Raw genomic sequence first — 19,091 nt, forward strand, 5'->3', positions numbered from 1 at the left:
GGCCGTGCTCGGGGTACGGAGCCTTTCTCCAGCGACCGAAACGGATCGCTCACTCGGCGACCGTCGACGCGGTCAGCGTCTCGAGTTTGCGTGCGGTGTACCCGAAGACGTTGCGGTAGCCGTAGGGGGACAGCAAGACGGGATAGAAGGACTCGGTGGCGACCTGCTTCTCGCCGTCTGCGGCCGCGAACGCCGCGCCCTCCTCGACGCGCTCGAAGTTGTCGACGAACACCTCGTAGGTGTCGGCGGCCGCCTTGTCGATCCGGTCGACGAGCTGGTAGACCGGGAGGTCCCGCCGAACCGTATCGCCCGGGAGCGCCTCGACGGCCGTCAGGAACGCCCGCGTCAGGCGGTCGGCGTTCTCGGCTGCGGCGTCGCTGCCCTGCAGTCCGCACTCGACCTCAATCGCGTCGGCTCCGCTGAACAGCCGCCCGCCAGCGAAGGGCCCGGTTTCGACGAGCGCCGTTACCGGCAGTTGCGGACACAGGTCCCTGGTCGTCTCGCTCAGTTCGTCGACGATGGCGAACGGGTCGGCGTGGCTCTGCGTGGAGTGCATCGAGAACGTGAGACAGCCCTCGAGTTCCGCCCCGAGTTCGTGGGCGAGTCGCCCCTCGTGGGTCTCCGCCTCTGGATGGCCCGGAAAGGCCCGGTTGAGGTCCTCGTCGACGTACCTGACGCCGCGCTCGAGGGCCTCCTCGTTCGCGACGACGAGCTTCACTGGGCGTTTGACCGACGGTTCCTCCTCGATCAGCCGTTCCACGGCGCGGACGCCGCAGGGCTCGTCGCCATGAATGGCGGCGACGACCGCGAGTTCCGGCGTCCCGGTCCCGAGCTGTACGACTCTCATCGGGCCGTCCTACGCTCGTCGGCCCCAAAGGGGATTCGGTTGACGACAGTCCGCGAGAGTGACCTGTTGCCATCGTCGACGGCGGGCGAATATTCAAGACGCGGCCGTCCCTGCACTCACCTATGAACGACCTCGCCGATGCGGATGCGGGCATCTACGCGTTCGAGTCGACCTATCTCGAGCGGTTCGTCCAGGTCGGGATCGCCAGCGGTCGAGTGGTGTCGGTCTCGTTCCCGGACCAGCCGGAGGAGAACGCCACCGTCGGGGACCACCCCGTGCTGGATCGCTTCGCCGAGTACCTCGAGGGCCTCTCCGAGGTCGACTTCGCCGACCTCGAGGTGGCCCTGACCGTACCGACTGACCAGCGTTCGGTGCTCGAACAGATTCGTGGGATTCCCTACGGAGAGAACGTCGACGTCGCTACGGTAGCCCGGATGGCGGGGCTCGATCCCGACGACGAGGACGACACCATCCTCGTGCGCACGGCGCTCGACGAGAATCCGATCCCCATTGTCTTCCCCGACCACCGGGTTCGGGACGGCCCGAGCGCCGCTCCACCGCAGGTCGAACAGAAGTTGCGCTCGCTCGAGGAACTGTAGTCGCTGGCCCCAATTTCTACGAGTGCCGGTCCGCCGACGAGCACTCACGAGCGACTGTCCGTGACCGATCCTGTTTTCGGAGCGACGACTATCGGGGATGGGGTAACTGAATGTGGTTTCTTGAGACAGGATAAGATACCATGCATGGTTATTATTACCCCTCGAGTGGACCAACGGACTATGCTCGACGACGTCGTTTCGCGATCGGCTCTCCAGGCTCGAAAACGAGCCATCGCGAAGACCCTCTGTTACCGCCTGTTCATGATCCTCATCACGACGGTCGTCGCCTGGGTCGTCGTCGGTGACGTGGGCGCGGCACTCAACATCGGGATCGCGACGAACGTCGTGAAAACGGGGACGTACTACCTCTACGAGCGGACGTGGGACCACATCACCTGGGGTGTCTCCGCGTCGGCGTAGCTCGCGATCACGAGGCTGTCCAGATCGCGTAGACATAGAGTCCGATCCCGACGAAGACCGCGATCGATGCGATAGAATCGATCAAAATGTCGACGACGACGACCGCGACGAGCTGGGCGATGCCGCCGACGACGAGGCAGATGCCGGCGCCCCCGAGCGGGGAAAACGTCTCCCTGGCGTTGGAGAGGAACACGGCACCGACGCCCAGGGCGACGAATCCAAATACGGCGTTCGCAGCACGTCGAACGACGAAAACGTCGGTGACCTCGGCGTAGAAAAACAGCGCGAAGTAGAGCACGATCCCGACGACGATCGCTCGCTGGACGGTGTCCGAAACGGCCTCGAGTTGCTTCATACGCGTTCGAGGACAGCCAGGTGTTTAGATTCTTAGCTTCCGGTGATCGTCTCGAGCACCGATTCGACGGGCTCGAGTCCCAGTCCCTCGTGGACGACGAACTCGAGGGCGTTGACGAGGTAGTGAGCGACGACGACGGCGAGCAGGTTCCCCGTGACGATGAACAGCGCCGCGAGGACGAATCCCAGGAGGCCGGTGACGACGACGCCGGCGGGCCCTTGCATCCCGTGGCCGATCGCGAACGCGACCGACGAACCCGCGGCGAGCAGCCAGACCGGCACGTCGAAGCCGGCATCGAGGGCGCCGATCAGGGCCGCGCGGAAGAGAAACTCCTCGAAGAACGCGACGACCGGCAAGACGGCGACGAGCAGGACGACCCACCCGCGAGCGTCGTCTGGGGCCAGCAGTCCGCGAAGCGCCTCGTCGTGGTCGACGCCCAGGCGCGTCGCCAGCGCGGCCCCGACTTCGTTCGCCGCGTAGAGGGCGACGCCGGCGACGGCACCGACGAGCAGGCCGCTTCGCAGGTAGCTCGAGTCGAACTCGATTCCGAGCGCCTCGAGCGGGATCGCGGTGTAGACGGCGGCTCCGAGCAGAACCACGGCGAACAGCCCCTGCGAGAGGGCGACGTTTGCGAGCAAGGCTCCAGTCGAGATGTCGCGGGGATCGGTTCCAGTCTCCGACCGTGTGGGCTCTCGAGTTCTCGTCGGCTGGCGGGGTGTCCCCGCATCCGAGACGGGTGGGATGTCGTCGGACGCCGGCCCGTCCTCCACGACTGTGGACGCAGACGCTTCCTCCGGCGACGCATCTCGAGACGCTGCGTCGGTCGCCTGGTCTCTCGAGTCGGTCCGCTCGAGGGGACGGTCGAGGCGACGGTCGGTCGGCCGTTGGGACTCGGCCTCAGGCGGGTTTCGACGGCTGGCCCTCGAGCCGTTCGGCTCCTCGAACGCGCGCTGGGTGAGTACCGAGAGAACGAGAAGTGTGACGAGGACGACGCCGGAGAGTCCCGCGAACGCCGCCCACTGGGCCATTCGATTACTGCGGGCTCGGGTTTGAGCCGCCGGTTCCGGTTCCGGTCCCGGTTCCGGTGTTGACTTGGCTCTCGAACGCCGAACCGGTGATCTGCTTGAGCCGGTCGACCAGCGAGTCCTTCTTCGGTTCGCCCATCAGGGCGACGTCGAGGACCTCGCTGATGTTCGAGCACGGGATGATCTCGATCATCTCCTCGTACTCGTCCTCGATCATGACGTCCTGCTCGTTGGTCTTCGGGATGATGACCTTCGTGCAGCCGGCTTTCGCAGCGGCCTCGATCTTGTGGGTGACGCCGCCGACCGGGAGGACGTCACCGCGCACGGAGAGCGACCCCGTCATCGCGACCGACTGATCGACCGGGATGTCCTCGAGCGCCGAGATGACGGCGGTTGCCACCGTGATGGAGGCGGAGTCGCCGTCGACGCCCTGCTGGCCGGCCTGGACGAACTGGATGTGAACGTCTTTCTCCGAGAGGTTCACGTCCGAGAACTTCTTGATGATCGCGGAGACGTTCTGGACCGACTCCTCGGCCATCTCCTTGAGCTTCCCGGTGGCGATGACCTGCCCCTGGCCCTGTGCCGGAGCGATCTCGGCCATGACGGGGAGCATGATCCCGCTATCCTCGCCCATGACGGCGAGGCCGTTGACACGGCCTTCGACGCCGCCTTCGTTGACCTGCAGTTCGTAGTCCTTGCGGCGCTCGATGTAGTCGTCGGCGAGTTGCTGTTCGATCGATCGCGAGCGGCTCTTCGCCTGCAGGACGTGGTCGCGCGAGGTGAACTCGGCGTCCTCGGCCCGCGCGATGTCGCCGGCGACCCGGACGAGTCCGCCCAGGTTCCGGAACAGCAGGGTGAGGTGTTCCTTTCGCCCCGCCCGGCGCTTTGCCTCGAGGATGACCTCCTCGACGGCTTCGTGGGTGAAGTGGGGTAGGCGGCCGTCGCGTTCGACCTCCTGGGCGACAAAGCGCGCGTACTTGCGGCGCATCTCGGGGGTGTCCTCGATGGTGTCGTCCATGTAGACCTCGTATCCGTAGCCCTTGATTCGGCTGCGGAGCGCGGGGTGCATGTTCTCCATCGCGTCGAGGTTCCCCGCGGCGATCATGACGAAGTCACAGGGGACGGGTTCGGTCTGGACCATCGCGCCCGAGGAGCGCTCGGACTGGCCCGTGATGGCGAACTCGCCCTCCTGGATCGCCGTCATCAGCTTCTGCTGGGTGCGGACGTCGAGGGTGTTAATCTCGTCGACGAACAGCACGCCTTTGTTGGACTTGTGGATCGAGCCAGGTTCGACGCGGTCGTGACTCGGGGTTTCCATGCCGCCGGACTGGAACGGGTCGTGGCGAACGTCGCCGAGCAGTGCGCCGGCGTGGGCGCCGGTGGCGTCCTCGAAGGGCGCCGTGCGCTGCTCGCCGTTGTTGACGATCATGTTCGGCACCATCGCGTCCATGCCGCGGGAGGTGTATCGGAAGATCAGCCAGATGATACCCGCGGCGAGGATACCGAGGAGAATCTGTCCCGCGAAGAGCGCGTAGACGACGACGATCGCGATGATGATCCACATCAGGATCGACCGCATCTGGTTGCGCTTTCGGGCCTCCTCCTTGTGGGCCTCGATGATCTGTTCGCCCTTGCCCGCCGGCACCGTTCGAACCTTCGGTTCGTTGCCGTCGTCGGGGTTGTGATAGACGAGTACGTCCTGCAGGTCCTCCTTCGGGAGGAGCTGGCTCATCGCCTTCGCGAGCATCGACTTCCCAGTCCCGGGCGAGCCGATCATCATCACGTGGCGGCGCTGTTTGGCCGCCTTGATGATGATGTCACGGGCTTCGTCCTGCCCGATGACCTGGTCGACCAGCCGATCGGGGACCTCGATGTCGGCGGTCGAGTCGATCTGGAGGCCGCCGAGCAGATCGTCTTCGGCGATCTCCTCGTCGATCTCGACGCCCGGGTCGACCTCGACCGTACTGCCGAGGTCCTCGACGGTCTCGATCTCGTCGTCTTCGTCTGCATCGTGTGCGTCGACGGCCGCCGCGTCGGCGTCCTCGATCCCGTCCTCGAGTTTCTCGAGCGATCGCTCGAGGGGATCCTCGGGATCGGCGTCGGGTCCTGGCCCGGAGTCACCGCCGGCGTCGTCCGCATCGACCGGCGATTCGACGGCGTCCGAGTCCGTCTCGGCGTCCGTCTCGTCGGACCCACCACTGGGGGAGTCGGCGGTCGCACCGTCGTCGGCCGGGGGAACCGCGTCCGTGGACGAGTCCTCCTCGTCGGGAGGGGTTCCATCGTCGTCCGGCGACGGGCCGTCAACGTTCGTATCGTTGCTCATAAATGGCTATTCGGTATCCGAACCGAAGGGATTGCGACTGATATACTTTCTCCCTTCTCCCGATTCGTGGCCACTACTGATGAGTCGTGAGACGGCCGATTTCGCCGGTTTCGCTCCCAGGGGAACCTCGCCACCCTTAAGAGTCCGACCCTCGAGGTGTCAGGTATGACGCGGGGGTTCTACATCGGCCGGTTCCAGCCCTATCACAACGGTCACCACACCATGGTCGAACGCATCGCCGAGGACGTCGATGAGCTCGTCCTCGGGATCGGGAGCGCGGGCGACTCGCACTCGACGCGCAACCCGTTCACCGCGGGCGAGCGGATCATGATGCTCACCAAGGCGGTCCAGGAGTTCGATCTGACGACGTACGCAGTTCCAATCGAGGACTTAGAGCGCAACTCCGTCTGGGTGAGCCACGTCCAGAGCATGAGCCCGCACTTCGACGTGGCGTACTCCAACAACCCACTCGTCGTCCAGCTGTTTCGCGAGTCGGGGGTCGACATCCGCCAGTCCCCGATGTTCAACCGCGAGGTCCTCGAGGGAGCGTCCGTTCGCGAGCGGATGATCGACGATGGGGACTGGGAGTCGCTGGTTCCCGACGCCGTGGTCGAGGTCGTCGAGGAGATCGACGGCATCGAACGGATCCAGATGGTTTCGGAGGACGACTCGAACGGCGTGTGAGTGGCCCGGACGGTTGAACCCGACAGTCCGGGACGGCCACCCGAACGGAAACAGCCATAGTGACGGGACAAAACTGTGACAGTAATGGCTGGAGACGACGGTCCGCGGGTACTCACGGGCGAGATGGTCGGCCTGTTTTTCGTCCTCGCGTTCGACCTGCTGGTCGTCGTCGGCGTCCTCTGGTACGTCGGCCAGCTCTCGAGCGGGATCGCGGGTCTCATGTTCGGCGGCACCGTCGCCGTCTTTCTCGGGTGGATCTGCTATCGCTGGTGGTCGATTCGTCGGTCGAGGGTTGTCGAACCCGACGAGGACACGGCGGTGGAGCCCCTGGCGACGCTCCAGGACCGATACGCGGCCGGCGAGCTCTCGGAAGACGAGTTCGAACGCAAACTCGAGCGCATCATGGAATCGACCGAGGCAGTCGAAGACGCCGGCCGAGAGCCGAGAGGGGCCCGTGACAGAGGGACGAGCGGCCGACAGGACGTAACGACCCACGACCGGTCGGAGACGCGCCGGGATGAATTGCGCGAGTGAACCGGGCTGCCACTCCAGTGTCGTGAGCGAACCTCCCGGGTCCTGATCGGTCCTCGAGTCGCGATCAGTTTCGGCCACGAACCGGTCGCCCTCGAGACGGTCACCGGACGTACTGAGGTGAGAGACGAGTCGTATCGGCTTTGAGGGATCGACCCGTACCGACGTTCATGATCACGCTCGCTTCTGACTTCGGCTCGCCCTATCCCGCAGCGATGAAGGGGGTACTCTGTTCGCGAACCGACGCTCGACTGGTCGACGTCACCCACGACCTCCCCAGGGGCGATGTTCGCACGAGCGCGTTCTGGTTGCGCGAAACGCTGCCGTACTTCCCGCCGGCGACGCATCTCGTGGTCGTGGACCCAGGTGTCGGGACCGATCGGCGCGCGATCGTCCTCCGCGCCGGCGATCACGTTCTCGTCGGCCCGGACAACGGCGTGCTCCTCCCGGTCGCCCGTCGGTTGGCTGGCATCGAGGAGACGGCGCCGAGCGACGGTAGCAACCTCGGGACGACGAGTGACGACGGCGCCCTCGAGGAGACTGCGCCGAGCGACGACGCCAGCCTCGAGACGTTCGCCGTCGACGAATCGGGTCTCGAGACGCCCGTTCCGTCAGGTCACCACACGGCCCCGGGAAGCACGACCTTCCACGGTCGGGACGTCTTCGCCCCCGCCGCAGCGGCCGTCGAAACCTGGGACGGGGCGCTCGAGGCACTCCCCTGGCTCTCTCGACTGGCTGACCCAGTCGATTGCAGACTCCCAACGGCCGACGTCAGCGAACCGACCGCGGTGACCGGGGAGGTCCTCGCCGTCGACGACTTCGGCAACGTCATCACGAACGTTCCGGGCGGCGTTCTCGAGGAAGCCGAGAACGTTCGCGTGAATGGCGACCGCGTCCCCGTCGGCGAGACGTTCGCGGCGGTCACTCCCGGCGAACAGGTCGCGCTCGTCGGGAGCCACGGCTACGTCGAACTCGACGTCAACGACGGCCGCGGCGACAACGCCTTCGTCCTCGCGGTCGGTGACGCTGTCGTCCTCGAGCGGGTGCCCCACGTCGACGAGTAGCGACGGTGGGCCTCGTCATCTCCACTGGTGCGGATTCGCCACCCTCGCTGGCAAGGATTCGTTATCCCCGCTGGCGCGGGTCGATGACGATCTCGCCGCTTTCGTGGATTCGTATCCCGCACTCGGCGTACTCGAACGACACCACGAGCGCGTCCGTCCGGCCTCGAGATCGGGACTGAGACCGAGACCGGGACCGCGAACCCCGGGTGAAGAGGTCGTCGAGCGCTTCGGGATCGACCGCCGCCGCCAGCGGCTCGAGCGTCTCGAGGTCGGTTTCGAGGGCTTCCGAGACGGCCATCAGGACCGCGGTCGTAACCGGTTCGTATGTCCCCCCTTCGTACCAGGTGTGGTACGTCCCCCGACGGTCGTCGTAGTAGATCGGTCGGTCGGCCGTGCCCCCGGCTCGAACCAGCCGATCTGTCGGTGAGCGATGGGACATACATTCACGTATGGTATGTCACAACATAACACTATCGGCTGCCATCGGACGACGCGAACGGTCGCGAAAAACGGTAAAACGAACGCGAGGGCGTTATTCGGCGGCGATGACGTCGTCGATGCGGACGATCATGGTCGCGGCTTCGGTGGCACTTTCGACGGCTTCGCGCTTGACGTCGGCGGGGTCGACGACGCCGTGCTCGACGGGGTCACCGATGGTGACGGTCTCGCCGTCGGTAATCAGTCCGGCGCGGCCCTCGGCCTCGTGGGCGGCGCGGAGGTCGACCAGCGCGTCGATCGGGTCCTGTCCGGTGTTGCCCGCGAGCGTGCGCGGGACGATGTCGAGCGCGTCGGCGAAGGCCGTCACGGCGAGCTGCTTGCGGCCCTCAATGCCGGCCGCGGCCGAGCGGATTTCGTCGGCAATAGCGATCTCGGTCGCGCCGGCGCCGGGGACGACTTCGCCCGAGTCTAGCGCCGCGGTGACGACGTCCAGGGCGTCCTCGATGGCACGCTCGAGTTCGTCGACGACGTGGTCGGTGCCGCCGCGGACGAAGACGGTGACGGCCTCGGCGGCCGCGCCGCCCTCGACGAACGCGAGGTCGTCGTCGCCGTAGGTCTCGGTGCGGACGCGGTCGGCGTGGCCGAAGTCGTCCTCGGAGAGGTCCTCGAGGGCACCGACCCGGCGGGCACCCGTCGCGTTGGCGACCTTGCGAGCCTTCTTGTTGGTGATGTCCGCGAAGGTGAGGATGCCCTCGCTGGCGAGCAGCGAGGCGACGCGGTCGTCGACGTCGTCGGTCGTGAAGAGCACGTCGACGCCGCTGTCGATGACGTCCTGGGCGTACCGGCGGAGTTCGTCCTCCTCGGCGTCGAGCGCGGCGTTGAGCTGGTCGATCGAGTCGATCGAGTACTCGGCGTCGACCTCGCCCGTCCGGATACCGAGTTCGACGTCCAGGATGGCGACCGAGGCGTCCTCGACGCTCGTGGGCATCTCGTCGTGAGCCGGCTCCTCGTCGATGACGATTCCGTTGACCAGTTCGGTCGCGTTCGAGGATGCGCCGACCTGGGTGTGGATCTCGACGTTGTCGCGCTGGACACCCTCGTCGGAGTTGACCTGGCGGATTGCGCCGACGACGGTCTCAGCGAGCGTCTCCGTCTGGAGACCGCCGGTTCCCTTGCCGGTCATGCTCGAGACGGCGACCTGCTCGAGCAGTTCGTCGTCGACGTCGACGTCGAGAACCTGGTCCTCGATGGCCTCGAGGGCGATGCGGGCGGCCTCGTGGTAGCCTTCGACGATGGTCGTCGCGTGGACGTCCTGCTCGATGAGGTCCTCGGCCTCGGCGAGCAGGTTCCCGGCGAGAACGGCCGCCGTCGTCGTGCCGTCACCGACTTCCTCCTCCTGGGATTCGGCGACTTCGACGATCATCTGCGCGGCGGGGTGCTCGATGTCCATCTCGTTGAGGATGGTGGCGCCGTCGTTCGTGATGACGACGTTCCCACTCGAGTCGACGAGCATCTTGTCCATGCCGCGCGGGCCGAGTGTCGTGCGTACGGCCTCGGAGACCGCCTTCCCGGCCATGATGTTCGACGACTGCGCGTCGCGGCCCTGCGTTCGGTTGCTGTCCTCGCTCAAGATGAACATAGGCTGTCCGCCCATGCGTCGCTGTTGTGCCATGTGTGAAACCTCACTACTTGTATCGTCAGCACTTCTATAAAAGCGTTTCGGTGCCATCGCGCTTCCCTCTGGCGATTGTGTGACGGATGCACACGCCACCTCGCTGGATCGCTCCCATCTCACCTGACGATGAATTGCCTCGTCTCCTCAACGTTCGGTTACTCTCGTCTCTCCAACGTTCGGTTGTTCTCGCTCCGCCCGGCGGCGGAAGCCGGTACGCCCATGTGTGTCGACCGCAAACGCACGAGCGAATGCTCGAGCTGGAACACGACTTCCGCGTCGTCGACGTCCACGCTCGGCTGTCCCCGGACGGCAGGGGCGAGCCGTCGACTCGAGTCCCACCGGCGACGCCCGACCGAATGGAACGGGAGATGCACCAGGCCGGTATCGTTCGGGCGGTCGTCTTTCCCGGAACCAGGGCCGGGGAGTCCTACGTCGCCGCGAACAACGGCGTCGCCCGTCGGAGCGTCGAGCGGCCGTTCGTCGCCGTCGCCCGCATCAACGGCGTGAACGCGCTCGAGACCGACCGAACGGGGCGGTTCCGAAACGTCGTGAGCCGACGCCAGCCGTTCCACACGACCCCCGAAGACGTCGAGCAGTACGCCTACGACGACCGGTTCCACGGGTTCGTCCTCGACCCGGCGGTCGACGGCGTCCCCGACGAGGTCGTCCTCGCGGAACTCGAGGCCGCGTCCCTGCCGGTAATCGTCCGTGGCAGCGAGGACGCGCCGCCGTCGGCCCTCGTCGATCCCCTCCTCGACCGGGGGTTTCCGGCGATCGTCTCCCACGGCGGTGGCCCCTCGGTCAGTCGCCCGTCCGCCCACGCGTTCCTCGACTTGCTCGAGGCCGTCGACGACTGCTACCTCGAGACCAGCGGCGTCCGCTACCGGGAGGTCCTCGAGCGAGCGCTACTCGAGCATCCCGATCGCGTCCTCTTCGGGAGCGGGGCACCCGACTGGCACCCGAACGTGGCGATCATGGAGATTCTGACCCTCGACGTGTCGGCGGACAAACTGCGCCGCGCGTTCTCGAAGAACGCCTGCCGCGTGATCGACTCGTTGCGGCCCGAGTGACTCGAGGGCGGGACCTGCGACGAGCAAAACCAGGGGCGGCTTCAGCGCCGATTGAGCCGAACCAGCAGTCCACCGGAGAGCGCCATCATCACCGCTCCCCAGAGTATCCAGAGTACCGCGTTCTCGAGCTCGTAAACCAGCCAGAGCGTGACGACGAAACAGACGCTCAGCCCCAGGATCCGGCGATCGGCTGCCATCGTTCGCCACTCGCGTCTCGAGTATCGTGAGGGCGTCGGTTTCGCGTTCGTCCCGGACGGTCGTAATCGAGCAGCAGACGCTCGAGCACGAAACCGGCACACCGAACCCGTTCCCACGCACTTATGCGCATTCGGGCGACAGACTCGGACATGTCTCAACCGTTCGATCTCGAACTCCTGACCGAACTCACCGAGACCAGCGGGGTCCCGGGGTACGAAGACCGGATTCGCGCCCTCGTTGAGCGCGAGTTCGAGGACAGTGTCGACCGCGTACGCATCGACGCGATGGGCAACGTCGTCGGCACCATCGAAGGTGATAGCGACTACAGCGTCGCCGTCGCCGCCCACATGGACGAAATCGGCTTCATGGTCAAGCATATCGCCGGCGACGACGACGGCTTCGGCTTCCTCCAGCTCGACGCCCTCGGCGGCTGGGACGCCCGCGTTCTCAAGGCCCAGCGCGTGACGGTCCACACCGAGGACGGCGACCTCCCCGCCGTCATCGGCTCGCCACCGCCACACACCCTCAGCGACGAGGACCGCTCGAAGACCCCCGAGGTCGACGACGTCTACGTCGACACCGGCCTCCCGAAGGACGACCTCGAGGAGCGCGTCTCGGTCGGCGACCTCGTCACGATGGACCAGTCGACCGAGCGCGTCGGCGAGACCGTCACCGGAAAGGCGCTCGACGACCGCGTCTGTCTGTTCGCCATGCTCGAGGCCGCTCGCCGGATCGAAGAGCCGGACGTGACGATTCACTTCTGTGCAACGGTCCAGGAAGAGGTCGGCCTCCGCGGGGCGAAGGCCCTCGGCGTCGACGTCGACCCCGATCTCGCCATCGCCCTCGACGTCACCGTCGCCAACGACGTCCCGGGCTTCGAGGCCGCCGAACACGTCACCCGCCTCGGCGACGGCGCTGCGATCAAACTCAAGGACGGGAGCGTCATCACCAGCCCGAAGGTCCACCGCCGACTCACGCGCGTCGCCGAGGACGAGGACATCGACCACCAGTTCGAGATTCTGCCCGCGGGGGGCACCGACACCGCCGGCTTCCAGAACACCCGCGGCGCGAAGCCGGTCGGCGCGCTCTCCATCCCGACGCGGTACCTCCACACCGTGACCGAGATGGCCCACGTCGACGACGTCGCGGCGACCATCGACCTGCTCGCGGCGTTCCTCGAGTCCGAGACCGGCGAGCACGACTACCGCTACTGATCGGTTTTCGGTTCGATTCACGGGTCCTCATCTGTCAGTCGTCGCGTGCGGTTTCGAGTTGGTCTCTTGCATCGACTCGTTTTCTCGCCTCGAGAAAGCGGGCCCATTACTATATATTCTATACTTATGTTCGAATCGCGCCCTCCTCGAGCACACTGGGGGCGACAATCGTGGCGAGTGACAAACGATGGAATCGAAGATTTCAGTACCGGGCGTTGCTAACCCCCTGGTATGAGCCCATCCGAGGACGAGACACGACTCTCACGGCGACTCTTTCTCGCCGGCACGGCGGGGACGGCGGTCGCCACCGGCGTGAGTGCGAGCGCGCTCGCGCAGGAAGACAACGAAACGGATACCGGCGACGGCAACGAAACCGACTCCGGTGGCAACGAAACTGATACCGAGGACGGCAACGAAACGGCCGAGGATGGCGGTGGAGAGGGCAACGAATCTGAAGAGGGCGGAGAAGGGAACGAATCCGAAGGCGGTGGTGGCGGCGGCGCCACCGAAACCGTCGAGGTCGACGACAACGAGTTCGTCCCCGACAGCCTCTCTGTCGAACCCGGCTCCACCGTCATCTGGGAGTGGGTCGGCGAAGCCGACCACAACGTCGCCCCGAGCAGCGTTCCGGACGAGGCCAGCTGGGAGGGCCAGACGGACCTCCAGTCCGAGGGTACCTACGAACACACCTTCGACACCGAAGGTACCTACGAGTACATCTGTGAACCCCACGTCGGCGTCGGCATGACCGGCAGCATCGAGGTTGCCGAAGGAGCCGGTGGCGGCGAGGGGGGCGCCATCTCGGTGGTTCCGGACGCCGCCTGGACGCTCCTCGTCGCGACGTTGGCCGGCGTCCTCTCGACGCTCTCGCTCGTGTACGGATTCATGCGCTACGGCGGCGACTCGGGAGAGTAACTCGACACCCACGAACGCACACGTTTTCTCTCGCTCTTTCTTTCGCTCTCACGCTCGGGACCCTCGAAGCGACAGGCCCACGCTCTTCGACTCTCGGAACTCGAGTCCCCTACGGCCCCTCGTGAATGGTCAATTCAATCGATCGGTGCGTCCCCTCGACGTCCGCGACGAGGCGCTCGAGGACGCGACGGGCTTCGTTCATCAGTCGCGGACGTAGTTTGTCGATTACCCAGCCCATTGAGACGAATCGGGGGAGCGAGACGGCGTCTTCGCTGGCCGAGTGCGGGTCGTAGACGGCCTCGAAGTAGAGGCGGCTGGCCGTCTCTTCTTCCGGCGGTGCTGCGTCGGGTGCGGACTCGACGCGCCACTCGCCCTCGGCATCGAGATCCTTCGTCAGTCGCCACTGCAGTGACGTCGGCGCCGAAACGTCGGTGACCTCCGATCGCGCCGTGTAGCTGAGCTTCCACCACGCCAGCCGGAGGTCGTAGCGCGTTCCAGGACCGCCGTCGCCGTCGACGATGACCGACTCGAGGTGGTCGGCGTAGCGCGGGTACCGCGAGAAGTCCGCCAGGTACGGGAAGACCTCCCCGGGCGAGCGATAGACGACCGTGCTAACGAGGATTCGGTCCACACCTTGATTATCACGAACGGGACCGTAACTGTGACGGACCGTTCTGGGAGGTGTCACAGCCCTCGCGTTTCGTACTTCACCCCCACCCCCTCCCCAGGCCGCACGGAGACGACCATCGTCCGGTACGAATCGCCTCCCGACGGTCGCGACGAGTACGACGCCACAGCCGCTATTTTTATGCGAATGCCTCCCAATATCGTGATATCACCCCTAACCCTTCTCCCGACGCAAAGCGGTTGCGACCGCCATCGAACGGCCATCGACACGTCATCGAAAACGTCCCCAACGGTATTCTGGTACTATTCGACGACTCCCTCCGATACCGGATTGTGGGACCGCGCACCCTCCCGTTTTCAGGAAAACCGACGGCCGAGATGGTCGGTGAATCACTCGACGAGCTCTTCCCCGACGAAACCGGCTCTCGGCTCGAACCCGAACTTCGCGAAACGCTCGAGGGAACGTCCCGCTCCTTCGATATCGAGTACGACGGGCGCGTTCACCACGTCGAGACGAAACCGGTCACGATCGACGACGAGCTTTACGGCGTCTTGCTCACCCAGGAGGTCACAGAACCCCGCGAGACGGCGGCTGAACTCGAGGCACAGAACGAGCGACTCGACCAGTTCGCGAGCATGGTCTCTCACGACCTCCGAAATCCGCTGTCGATCGCGTTCGGCGAACTCGCGTTGTACCGCGAAACCGGCGACGAAGACAGCCTGGATCGCATTTCGGACGCGCTCGAACGGATCGACGATCTCCTCCTCGACCTGACGATACTGGCTCGCCCCGGCTTGCAATCGGTCGACCACGGTCCGGTTTCGATCGAGACGGTCGCCCGGGACTCCTGGACGATGGTCGAGACGAAAGACGCTACCCTCGAGGTCGACGACTGCACCGTGACCGGTAACGATGGACAGCTACAGGCGCTCTTCGAGAATCTGTTTCGAAACGCGATCGGCCACGGCGGAGCGGACGTGACGGTTCGGGTCGGTCCGTTGGCGGACGGATTTTACGTCGAGGACACCGGCTCAGGTATCGGCGCGTCGACGCGAGAGCGAATCTTCGAACACGGATTTACTACGGGATACAGCGGGTCGGGTATCGGCCTGACGATCGTCGCACGAGTCGCCGACGAGCACGGACTCGAGGTGGCACTCGTGGAGAGCGACGAAGGCGGTGCGCGCTTCGAATTTCGACCCTCGAGTGACTGAGTGAGGGAAGACGAGGATAGAGTGCTGGAAAGCACGAGCATTCGGGCATCCGATTCCCTTTGTTACGATGAGAGCCGAGCACTAGCCGTCAGCGGCCGTGATCGGTCCGGTGAGTAGCGTCACGACGGTTGCACGGGTGCCTTACAGCTCTCCGCCGCAGATGTGACACGAGTCGGGCTTCAGCGCCGACCGGTGGACGAACTCACAGTGTGTACAGCGGACGACGACGTAATCTTCTGAACAGGCCATTACTCACCCGTTTCGTATAGACAATCGTGTACGTTTGGAAGGGACACAAGAATTGCACCAATCGAGAACGAACCCGGCTCCGATTCCCGCCCGACCCACCACAGCGCCGAAGCGGACTCGAACCGCGTTTCAGTCCTTCTCAGTCCTCGAGTTCGGCCCGAAGCAATCCGTTGACGTCGCCCGGATCGGCGCTCCCGCCGGTCTTCTGCATGACTTGTCCGACGAGGAAGTTGATTGCGCCGCCCTCGCCGGCCTCGTAGTCGGCCACTGCATCGGGGTTCTCCTCGACAGCCTCGACGACGGCGGTCTGTACTTCGTCCTCGTCGGTCTTGCCCAGCCCTTCGCGCTCGACGATGGCGTCCGGATCGTCGCCGTCGTCGAGCATCCCGCGGAGGACGACCTCCTTCGCGTTCTTCGCCGTGATCTCGTCGGTCGCGACGAGTTCGACCAGTCGGGCGACCTCGTCGAGCCGTCTCTCGAGATCCGTCACGGACATGTCGCGGTAGTTGAGTTCACCGAGGAGTTCGTCGGCGACCCAGGTCGCCGCCAGATCGGGGTCGAACTCCGTGGCGACGTCTTCGTAGAAGTCGGCGACCTGCTTCGTGGAGGTGAGCTTCGAGGCCGCCTCCTCGCCCAGTCCGTACTCCTCGCTGAAGCGCTCGCGACGGGCCTTGGGAAGTTCCGGAATCGTAATCTCGTCCTTCCAGTGGGAGACTCGCAGCGGCGGGAGGTCGGCCTCCCGGAAGTACCGGTAGTCCTTCTCGGCTTCCTTCGAGCGCATCGAGACCGTGATCCCGCGGCTCTCGTCCCAGTGGCGGGTCTCCTGTTCGACCTCGCGACCGCGTCGAACCGCGTTCTTCTGTCGGGTCTCCTCGTAGGCCAGCGCCTTCTCGGCGCCCTTGTGACTCGAGATGTTCTTTACCTCGGTGCGGTTGGCCGTCTCGAGTGCCTCGCGGCCGATCGAGCCGTCGCCGTCGACCTCCTCGCCGTCGACGATCGAGAGGTTGGCGTCGATCCGCAGGCTGCCGTCGCGCTCGGCGTCGAAGACGCCCAGGTACTCCAGCACTTCCTCGAGTTCCGCGAGGAAGGCCCGAACCTCCTGAGGGCTGCGGAAGTCGGGGGCCGTGACGATTTCCATGAGCGGCGTGCCGGCGCGATTGTAGTCGACGAGCGTGTAGTCCGCAGTGTCGATGCTGCCGCCGACGTGCTGGAGGCTCCCCGGGTCTTCCTCGAGGTGGGCACGTTCGATCGTGATCTCCCGGCGCTCGCCCTCGACGGCGACCTCGAGGTCGCCGTCCTGGCAGATCGGCTCGTCGTACTGCGTTATTTGAAAGTTCTTGGGGAGGTCGGGGTAGTAGTAGTTCTTCCGGTGAAAGCGCGTCTCCTCGGGGATGTCGGCGTCGATGGCCTTGCCGATCTTGACGGCAGCTTCGACGGCAGCCTCGTTGAGGACGGGCAGGGCGCCGGGGAGGCCCAGGCAAACGGGGCAGACGTGCTCGTTGGGGCCGTCGGCGGGGTCGGTGGAACAGCCACAGAAGATCTTGGTGTTCGTCTCCAGCTGGACGTGCACCTCGAGGCCGATGACGGTGACGAGGTCCCCCTGCTGGACGGTTTGCGCGGTCATTGGAGGCGATTTGACCCGCGGGCGCTAAAGGATAACGGAGCCAGATTGGTGTCTAATGAGGACTTCTCGAGACGGAAGAGCGGCTCACGAATCCGAATATCACCCGGAACACTAACGTCCAGCATCATCCCGTGGCGGCGTGCCGCGTCTGCTGGCTAACCCTCGTGCCGGGCGTGTGCACGATTCCGATGAATCGCGACTTTTGGGACGGCGCGAGCCGTCGAACGACTGTCGCGTACCCGGGTTCGCCGAACGGTCATCGCACCCGAAGTGGGTCTACTCGGTCGGGGACTAAAGGTACGCACTCAAGCTAGGCGACGGCACTGCTTATATACTGCGGTCGGCCTTCATCTCTCGATTCTCCCTCGAGCATCCGTTGTGACGACGGCAATACTCAAGTCCTGATCAGAGATCTACCGAAAACGGCGTGAACTCGTGGGCCGAACTCGCGAACGAGCCCAGGAGGTCGGCGATGTCCTCGAGGTCCTCGGTATCGACCACCTCCACTGGGGTGTGCATGTATCGGTTAGGGACGCTCACGACTTGGGAGGGGATCGCCCCCGCGGCGGTGAAGAAGCTGTCGGCGTCCGTGCCGGTGCCGAGGCCGAGAGCTTCGACCTGGACGTCGATTTCCTCGTCGTCGGCCACCGTTTGGAGGGCGTCGAAGAGCACTGGATGGTTGGTGCTGCCGCGACCGAGTGCCGGTCCGCCGCCCAGTTCCATCTGGCTCGTCTTCTCGCTGGGTGCAGAGGGGTAGTCGACTGCGTGACCGACATCGACGACGACCACGGCGTCTGGCTCGAGGTCGAAACCGACCATCTTCGCCCCTTTCGTGCCCACCTCCTCCTGGACGGTCGAGACGGCATAGACGGTGGCGTCGGTCCCGTGCTCGACGGCCCGGCGGAACGCCTCGGCGGCGATCCAGGTGCCGACGCGGTTGTCCATGCCGCGGGCGGCCAGTCGGGTCTCGGAGAGCCAGGCGACGCTCGAGGAGAAGGTGATCGGGTCGCCGACGGCGACGCGCTCGGCTGCTTCCTCCTCGTCCTCGGCGCCGATGTCGATCCAGAGGTCCGAAATTTCGGGCTCGTCGTCGTCCTCGCGCAGGTGAATCGCTGTCTGGCCGATCACGCCCTCGACGGGCCCGTCCTCGGCGTGGACCGTCACGTGCTGGCCGCGGGCGACGGAGGGGTCGCTGCCGCCGATGCGACCGACGTTGAGGAAGCCGTCGTCGTCGATCGAGCGCACGATGAAGCCGATCTCGTCGGCGTGGCCCGTCAGAGCGATTTCGGGACCGTCGGGGTCGCCCTCGTGGACGGCGATCGCGTTGCCGTAGGCGTCGGTCCTGACCTCGTCTGCGAACTGCGAGACGTAGTCGATCCAGACGCGCTGGCCGCGGGTTTCGTATCCGGATGGGGATGGCGTCTCGAGAAGTGAAACGAGAACGTCGCGTGGCTGTGACTCCATAGTGGGTGGTTGGAGGGTCGTGGTTTGAATCTGTTGACTATCCGGTGTCGTCTGGTACTCGAGTGACGCTGTAGCCACGAACTCTCCAGCACACGGCGACGACCAGCACAACTGGTAAATGACCGCCCGTTGTGGGGCTCAGTATGGGCGATAAAAACATCACCCTCTTCGAGTTGCACCTCGACGGAGAAACCCAGTTCGGACCCAGGAGCCTCAGCGAGAAACTCCCGTTTGGCGACGAGGGAAGTCTCGAGACCGAATCGGAGTCGGAATCGGAATCGGAATCTGGACTCGAATCCGCGACTGACGACGAGGACGGAGCCGCGGCCGACGACGGCGGCAGGGGAAGCGCCCTCGGCGTCGTCGTCGCGCTCGTCGTCTTGGTCGGTATCGCCGTCGCGGTCAAGAAGTTCCGCGGCGGCGACGAGGAGGAGACGGTCGAGCCGGAAGACGAGCCGGACGTCATCGTCACGTAGGCGAACCGCTTTCGTCGGTCGTCGACTCGATCGATCCACACGCTCGTCGGTTCGATCGATCGCCAGCCCACCAGCGAC

The 19,091-nt window shown here is 65.3% G+C and carries 20 protein-coding genes; 10 read left to right on the forward strand and 10 right to left on the reverse strand.

Annotation, left to right across the window (positions count from 1 at the left end; all coding sequences use genetic code 11):
- Window positions 1–49: 49 nt before the first annotated feature.
- On the reverse strand, window positions 50–847 hold the full coding sequence (locus tag ACFQS4_RS19860) for a M14 family metallopeptidase (protein ID WP_500195808.1): 798 nt from the start codon (window positions 845–847) through the stop codon (window positions 50–52).
- Between the two features lie 122 nt (window positions 848–969).
- Here ACFQS4_RS19860 and ACFQS4_RS19865 point away from each other — a divergent pair, with 122 nt between their 5' ends.
- Window positions 970–1,446 (forward strand): MGMT family protein, encoded by a 477-nt coding sequence (locus ACFQS4_RS19865; RefSeq protein WP_500195810.1) that lies wholly within the window; start codon window positions 970–972, stop codon window positions 1,444–1,446.
- A 180-nt stretch (window positions 1,447–1,626) separates the two neighbouring features.
- Window positions 1,627–1,866, forward strand: coding sequence for a DUF2061 domain-containing protein (locus tag ACFQS4_RS19870; RefSeq protein ID WP_500195813.1), 240 nt, complete (start codon window positions 1,627–1,629; stop codon window positions 1,864–1,866).
- 7 nt (window positions 1,867–1,873) lie between these two features.
- Here ACFQS4_RS19870 and ACFQS4_RS19875 read toward each other — a convergent pair whose 3' ends face one another.
- From ACFQS4_RS19875 to lonB, 3 genes are read right to left on the reverse strand one after another with little or no spacing between them, the layout of a single operon-like run.
- The gene (locus ACFQS4_RS19875; RefSeq protein ID WP_500195816.1) at window positions 1,874–2,221 is read right to left on the reverse strand and encodes a hypothetical protein; all 348 of its coding nucleotides are present in this window, start codon (window positions 2,219–2,221) and stop codon (window positions 1,874–1,876) included.
- A gap of 32 nt (window positions 2,222–2,253) precedes the next feature.
- A complete protein-coding gene (locus ACFQS4_RS19880) occupies window positions 2,254–3,249 on the reverse strand; it encodes a CPBP family intramembrane glutamic endopeptidase (RefSeq protein WP_500195819.1) in 996 nt (331 codons plus the stop codon).
- A 4-nt stretch (window positions 3,250–3,253) separates the two neighbouring features.
- On the reverse strand, window positions 3,254–5,569 hold the full coding sequence (gene lonB / locus ACFQS4_RS19885) for an ATP-dependent protease LonB (RefSeq protein WP_500195821.1): 2,316 nt from the start codon (window positions 5,567–5,569) through the stop codon (window positions 3,254–3,256).
- Between the two features lie 165 nt (window positions 5,570–5,734).
- On the opposite strand from lonB, the gene ACFQS4_RS19890 reads away from it, so the two are divergent.
- From ACFQS4_RS19890 to ACFQS4_RS19900, 3 genes are all read left to right on the forward strand, one after another.
- Window positions 5,735–6,253, forward strand: coding sequence for a nicotinamide-nucleotide adenylyltransferase (locus tag ACFQS4_RS19890; protein WP_500195823.1), 519 nt, complete (start codon window positions 5,735–5,737; stop codon window positions 6,251–6,253).
- 84 nt (window positions 6,254–6,337) lie between these two features.
- Window positions 6,338–6,787: an SHOCT domain-containing protein gene (locus ACFQS4_RS19895; protein WP_500195826.1), complete on the forward strand. Its 450-nt coding sequence runs from the start codon at window positions 6,338–6,340 to the stop codon at window positions 6,785–6,787.
- Window positions 6,788–6,954: 167 nt separating this feature from the next.
- The gene (locus ACFQS4_RS19900; RefSeq protein WP_500195828.1) at window positions 6,955–7,848 is read left to right on the forward strand and encodes an SAM hydrolase/SAM-dependent halogenase family protein; all 894 of its coding nucleotides are present in this window, start codon (window positions 6,955–6,957) and stop codon (window positions 7,846–7,848) included.
- A 61-nt stretch (window positions 7,849–7,909) separates the two neighbouring features.
- Here the strand turns inward: ACFQS4_RS19900 and ACFQS4_RS19905 are convergent, their stop codons facing one another.
- Window positions 7,910–8,287, reverse strand: coding sequence for a HalOD1 output domain-containing protein (locus ACFQS4_RS19905; protein WP_500195830.1), 378 nt, complete (start codon window positions 8,285–8,287; stop codon window positions 7,910–7,912).
- 93 nt (window positions 8,288–8,380) lie between these two features.
- On the reverse strand, window positions 8,381–9,925 hold the full coding sequence (thsA, locus tag ACFQS4_RS19910) for a thermosome subunit alpha (protein WP_500196683.1): 1,545 nt from the start codon (window positions 9,923–9,925) through the stop codon (window positions 8,381–8,383).
- A 284-nt stretch (window positions 9,926–10,209) separates the two neighbouring features.
- Here thsA and ACFQS4_RS19915 point away from each other — a divergent pair, with 284 nt between their 5' ends.
- A complete protein-coding gene (locus ACFQS4_RS19915; RefSeq protein WP_500195833.1) occupies window positions 10,210–11,031 on the forward strand; it encodes an amidohydrolase family protein in 822 nt (273 codons plus the stop codon).
- A 41-nt stretch (window positions 11,032–11,072) separates the two neighbouring features.
- Here ACFQS4_RS19915 and ACFQS4_RS19920 read toward each other — a convergent pair whose 3' ends face one another.
- The gene (locus tag ACFQS4_RS19920) at window positions 11,073–11,228 is read right to left on the reverse strand and encodes a hypothetical protein (RefSeq protein ID WP_500195835.1); all 156 of its coding nucleotides are present in this window, start codon (window positions 11,226–11,228) and stop codon (window positions 11,073–11,075) included.
- A gap of 150 nt (window positions 11,229–11,378) precedes the next feature.
- Here ACFQS4_RS19920 and ACFQS4_RS19925 point away from each other — a divergent pair, with 150 nt between their 5' ends.
- Window positions 11,379–12,443, forward strand: coding sequence for a M42 family metallopeptidase (locus ACFQS4_RS19925; RefSeq protein WP_500195838.1), 1,065 nt, complete (start codon window positions 11,379–11,381; stop codon window positions 12,441–12,443).
- Window positions 12,444–12,674: 231 nt separating this feature from the next.
- Window positions 12,675–13,358 carry a plastocyanin/azurin family copper-binding protein gene (locus tag ACFQS4_RS19930; RefSeq protein WP_500195840.1) on the forward strand — a complete coding sequence of 228 codons (684 nt, stop codon included), beginning with the start codon at window positions 12,675–12,677 and terminating at the stop codon, window positions 13,356–13,358.
- 109 nt (window positions 13,359–13,467) lie between these two features.
- Here the strand turns inward: ACFQS4_RS19930 and ACFQS4_RS19935 are convergent, their stop codons facing one another.
- On the reverse strand, window positions 13,468–13,989 hold the full coding sequence (locus tag ACFQS4_RS19935) for an SRPBCC family protein (RefSeq protein ID WP_500195842.1): 522 nt from the start codon (window positions 13,987–13,989) through the stop codon (window positions 13,468–13,470).
- A 50-nt stretch (window positions 13,990–14,039) separates the two neighbouring features.
- Between ACFQS4_RS19935 and ACFQS4_RS19940 the strand changes: the two genes are divergently transcribed.
- A complete protein-coding gene (locus ACFQS4_RS19940; protein ID WP_500195845.1) occupies window positions 14,040–15,200 on the forward strand; it encodes a sensor histidine kinase in 1,161 nt (386 codons plus the stop codon).
- Between the two features lie 388 nt (window positions 15,201–15,588).
- On the opposite strand, the gene gatB is transcribed toward ACFQS4_RS19940, so the two are convergent.
- Window positions 15,589–17,073: an Asp-tRNA(Asn)/Glu-tRNA(Gln) amidotransferase subunit GatB gene (gatB, locus tag ACFQS4_RS19945; RefSeq protein ID WP_500195847.1), complete on the reverse strand. Its 1,485-nt coding sequence runs from the start codon at window positions 17,071–17,073 to the stop codon at window positions 15,589–15,591.
- A gap of 405 nt (window positions 17,074–17,478) precedes the next feature.
- A complete protein-coding gene (locus ACFQS4_RS19950; protein ID WP_500195849.1) occupies window positions 17,479–18,537 on the reverse strand; it encodes a M20/M25/M40 family metallo-hydrolase in 1,059 nt (352 codons plus the stop codon).
- 143 nt (window positions 18,538–18,680) lie between these two features.
- Here ACFQS4_RS19950 and ACFQS4_RS19955 point away from each other — a divergent pair, with 143 nt between their 5' ends.
- Entirely contained in the window at window positions 18,681–19,013 is a 333-nt protein-coding gene (locus tag ACFQS4_RS19955; RefSeq protein WP_500195851.1) for a hypothetical protein, read from the forward strand.
- Window positions 19,014–19,091 lie beyond the last annotated feature (78 nt).

The organism is Saliphagus sp. GCM10025317, assembly GCF_042663665.1.
Lineage (GTDB): Archaea > Halobacteriota > Halobacteria > Halobacteriales > Natrialbaceae > Natronosalvus.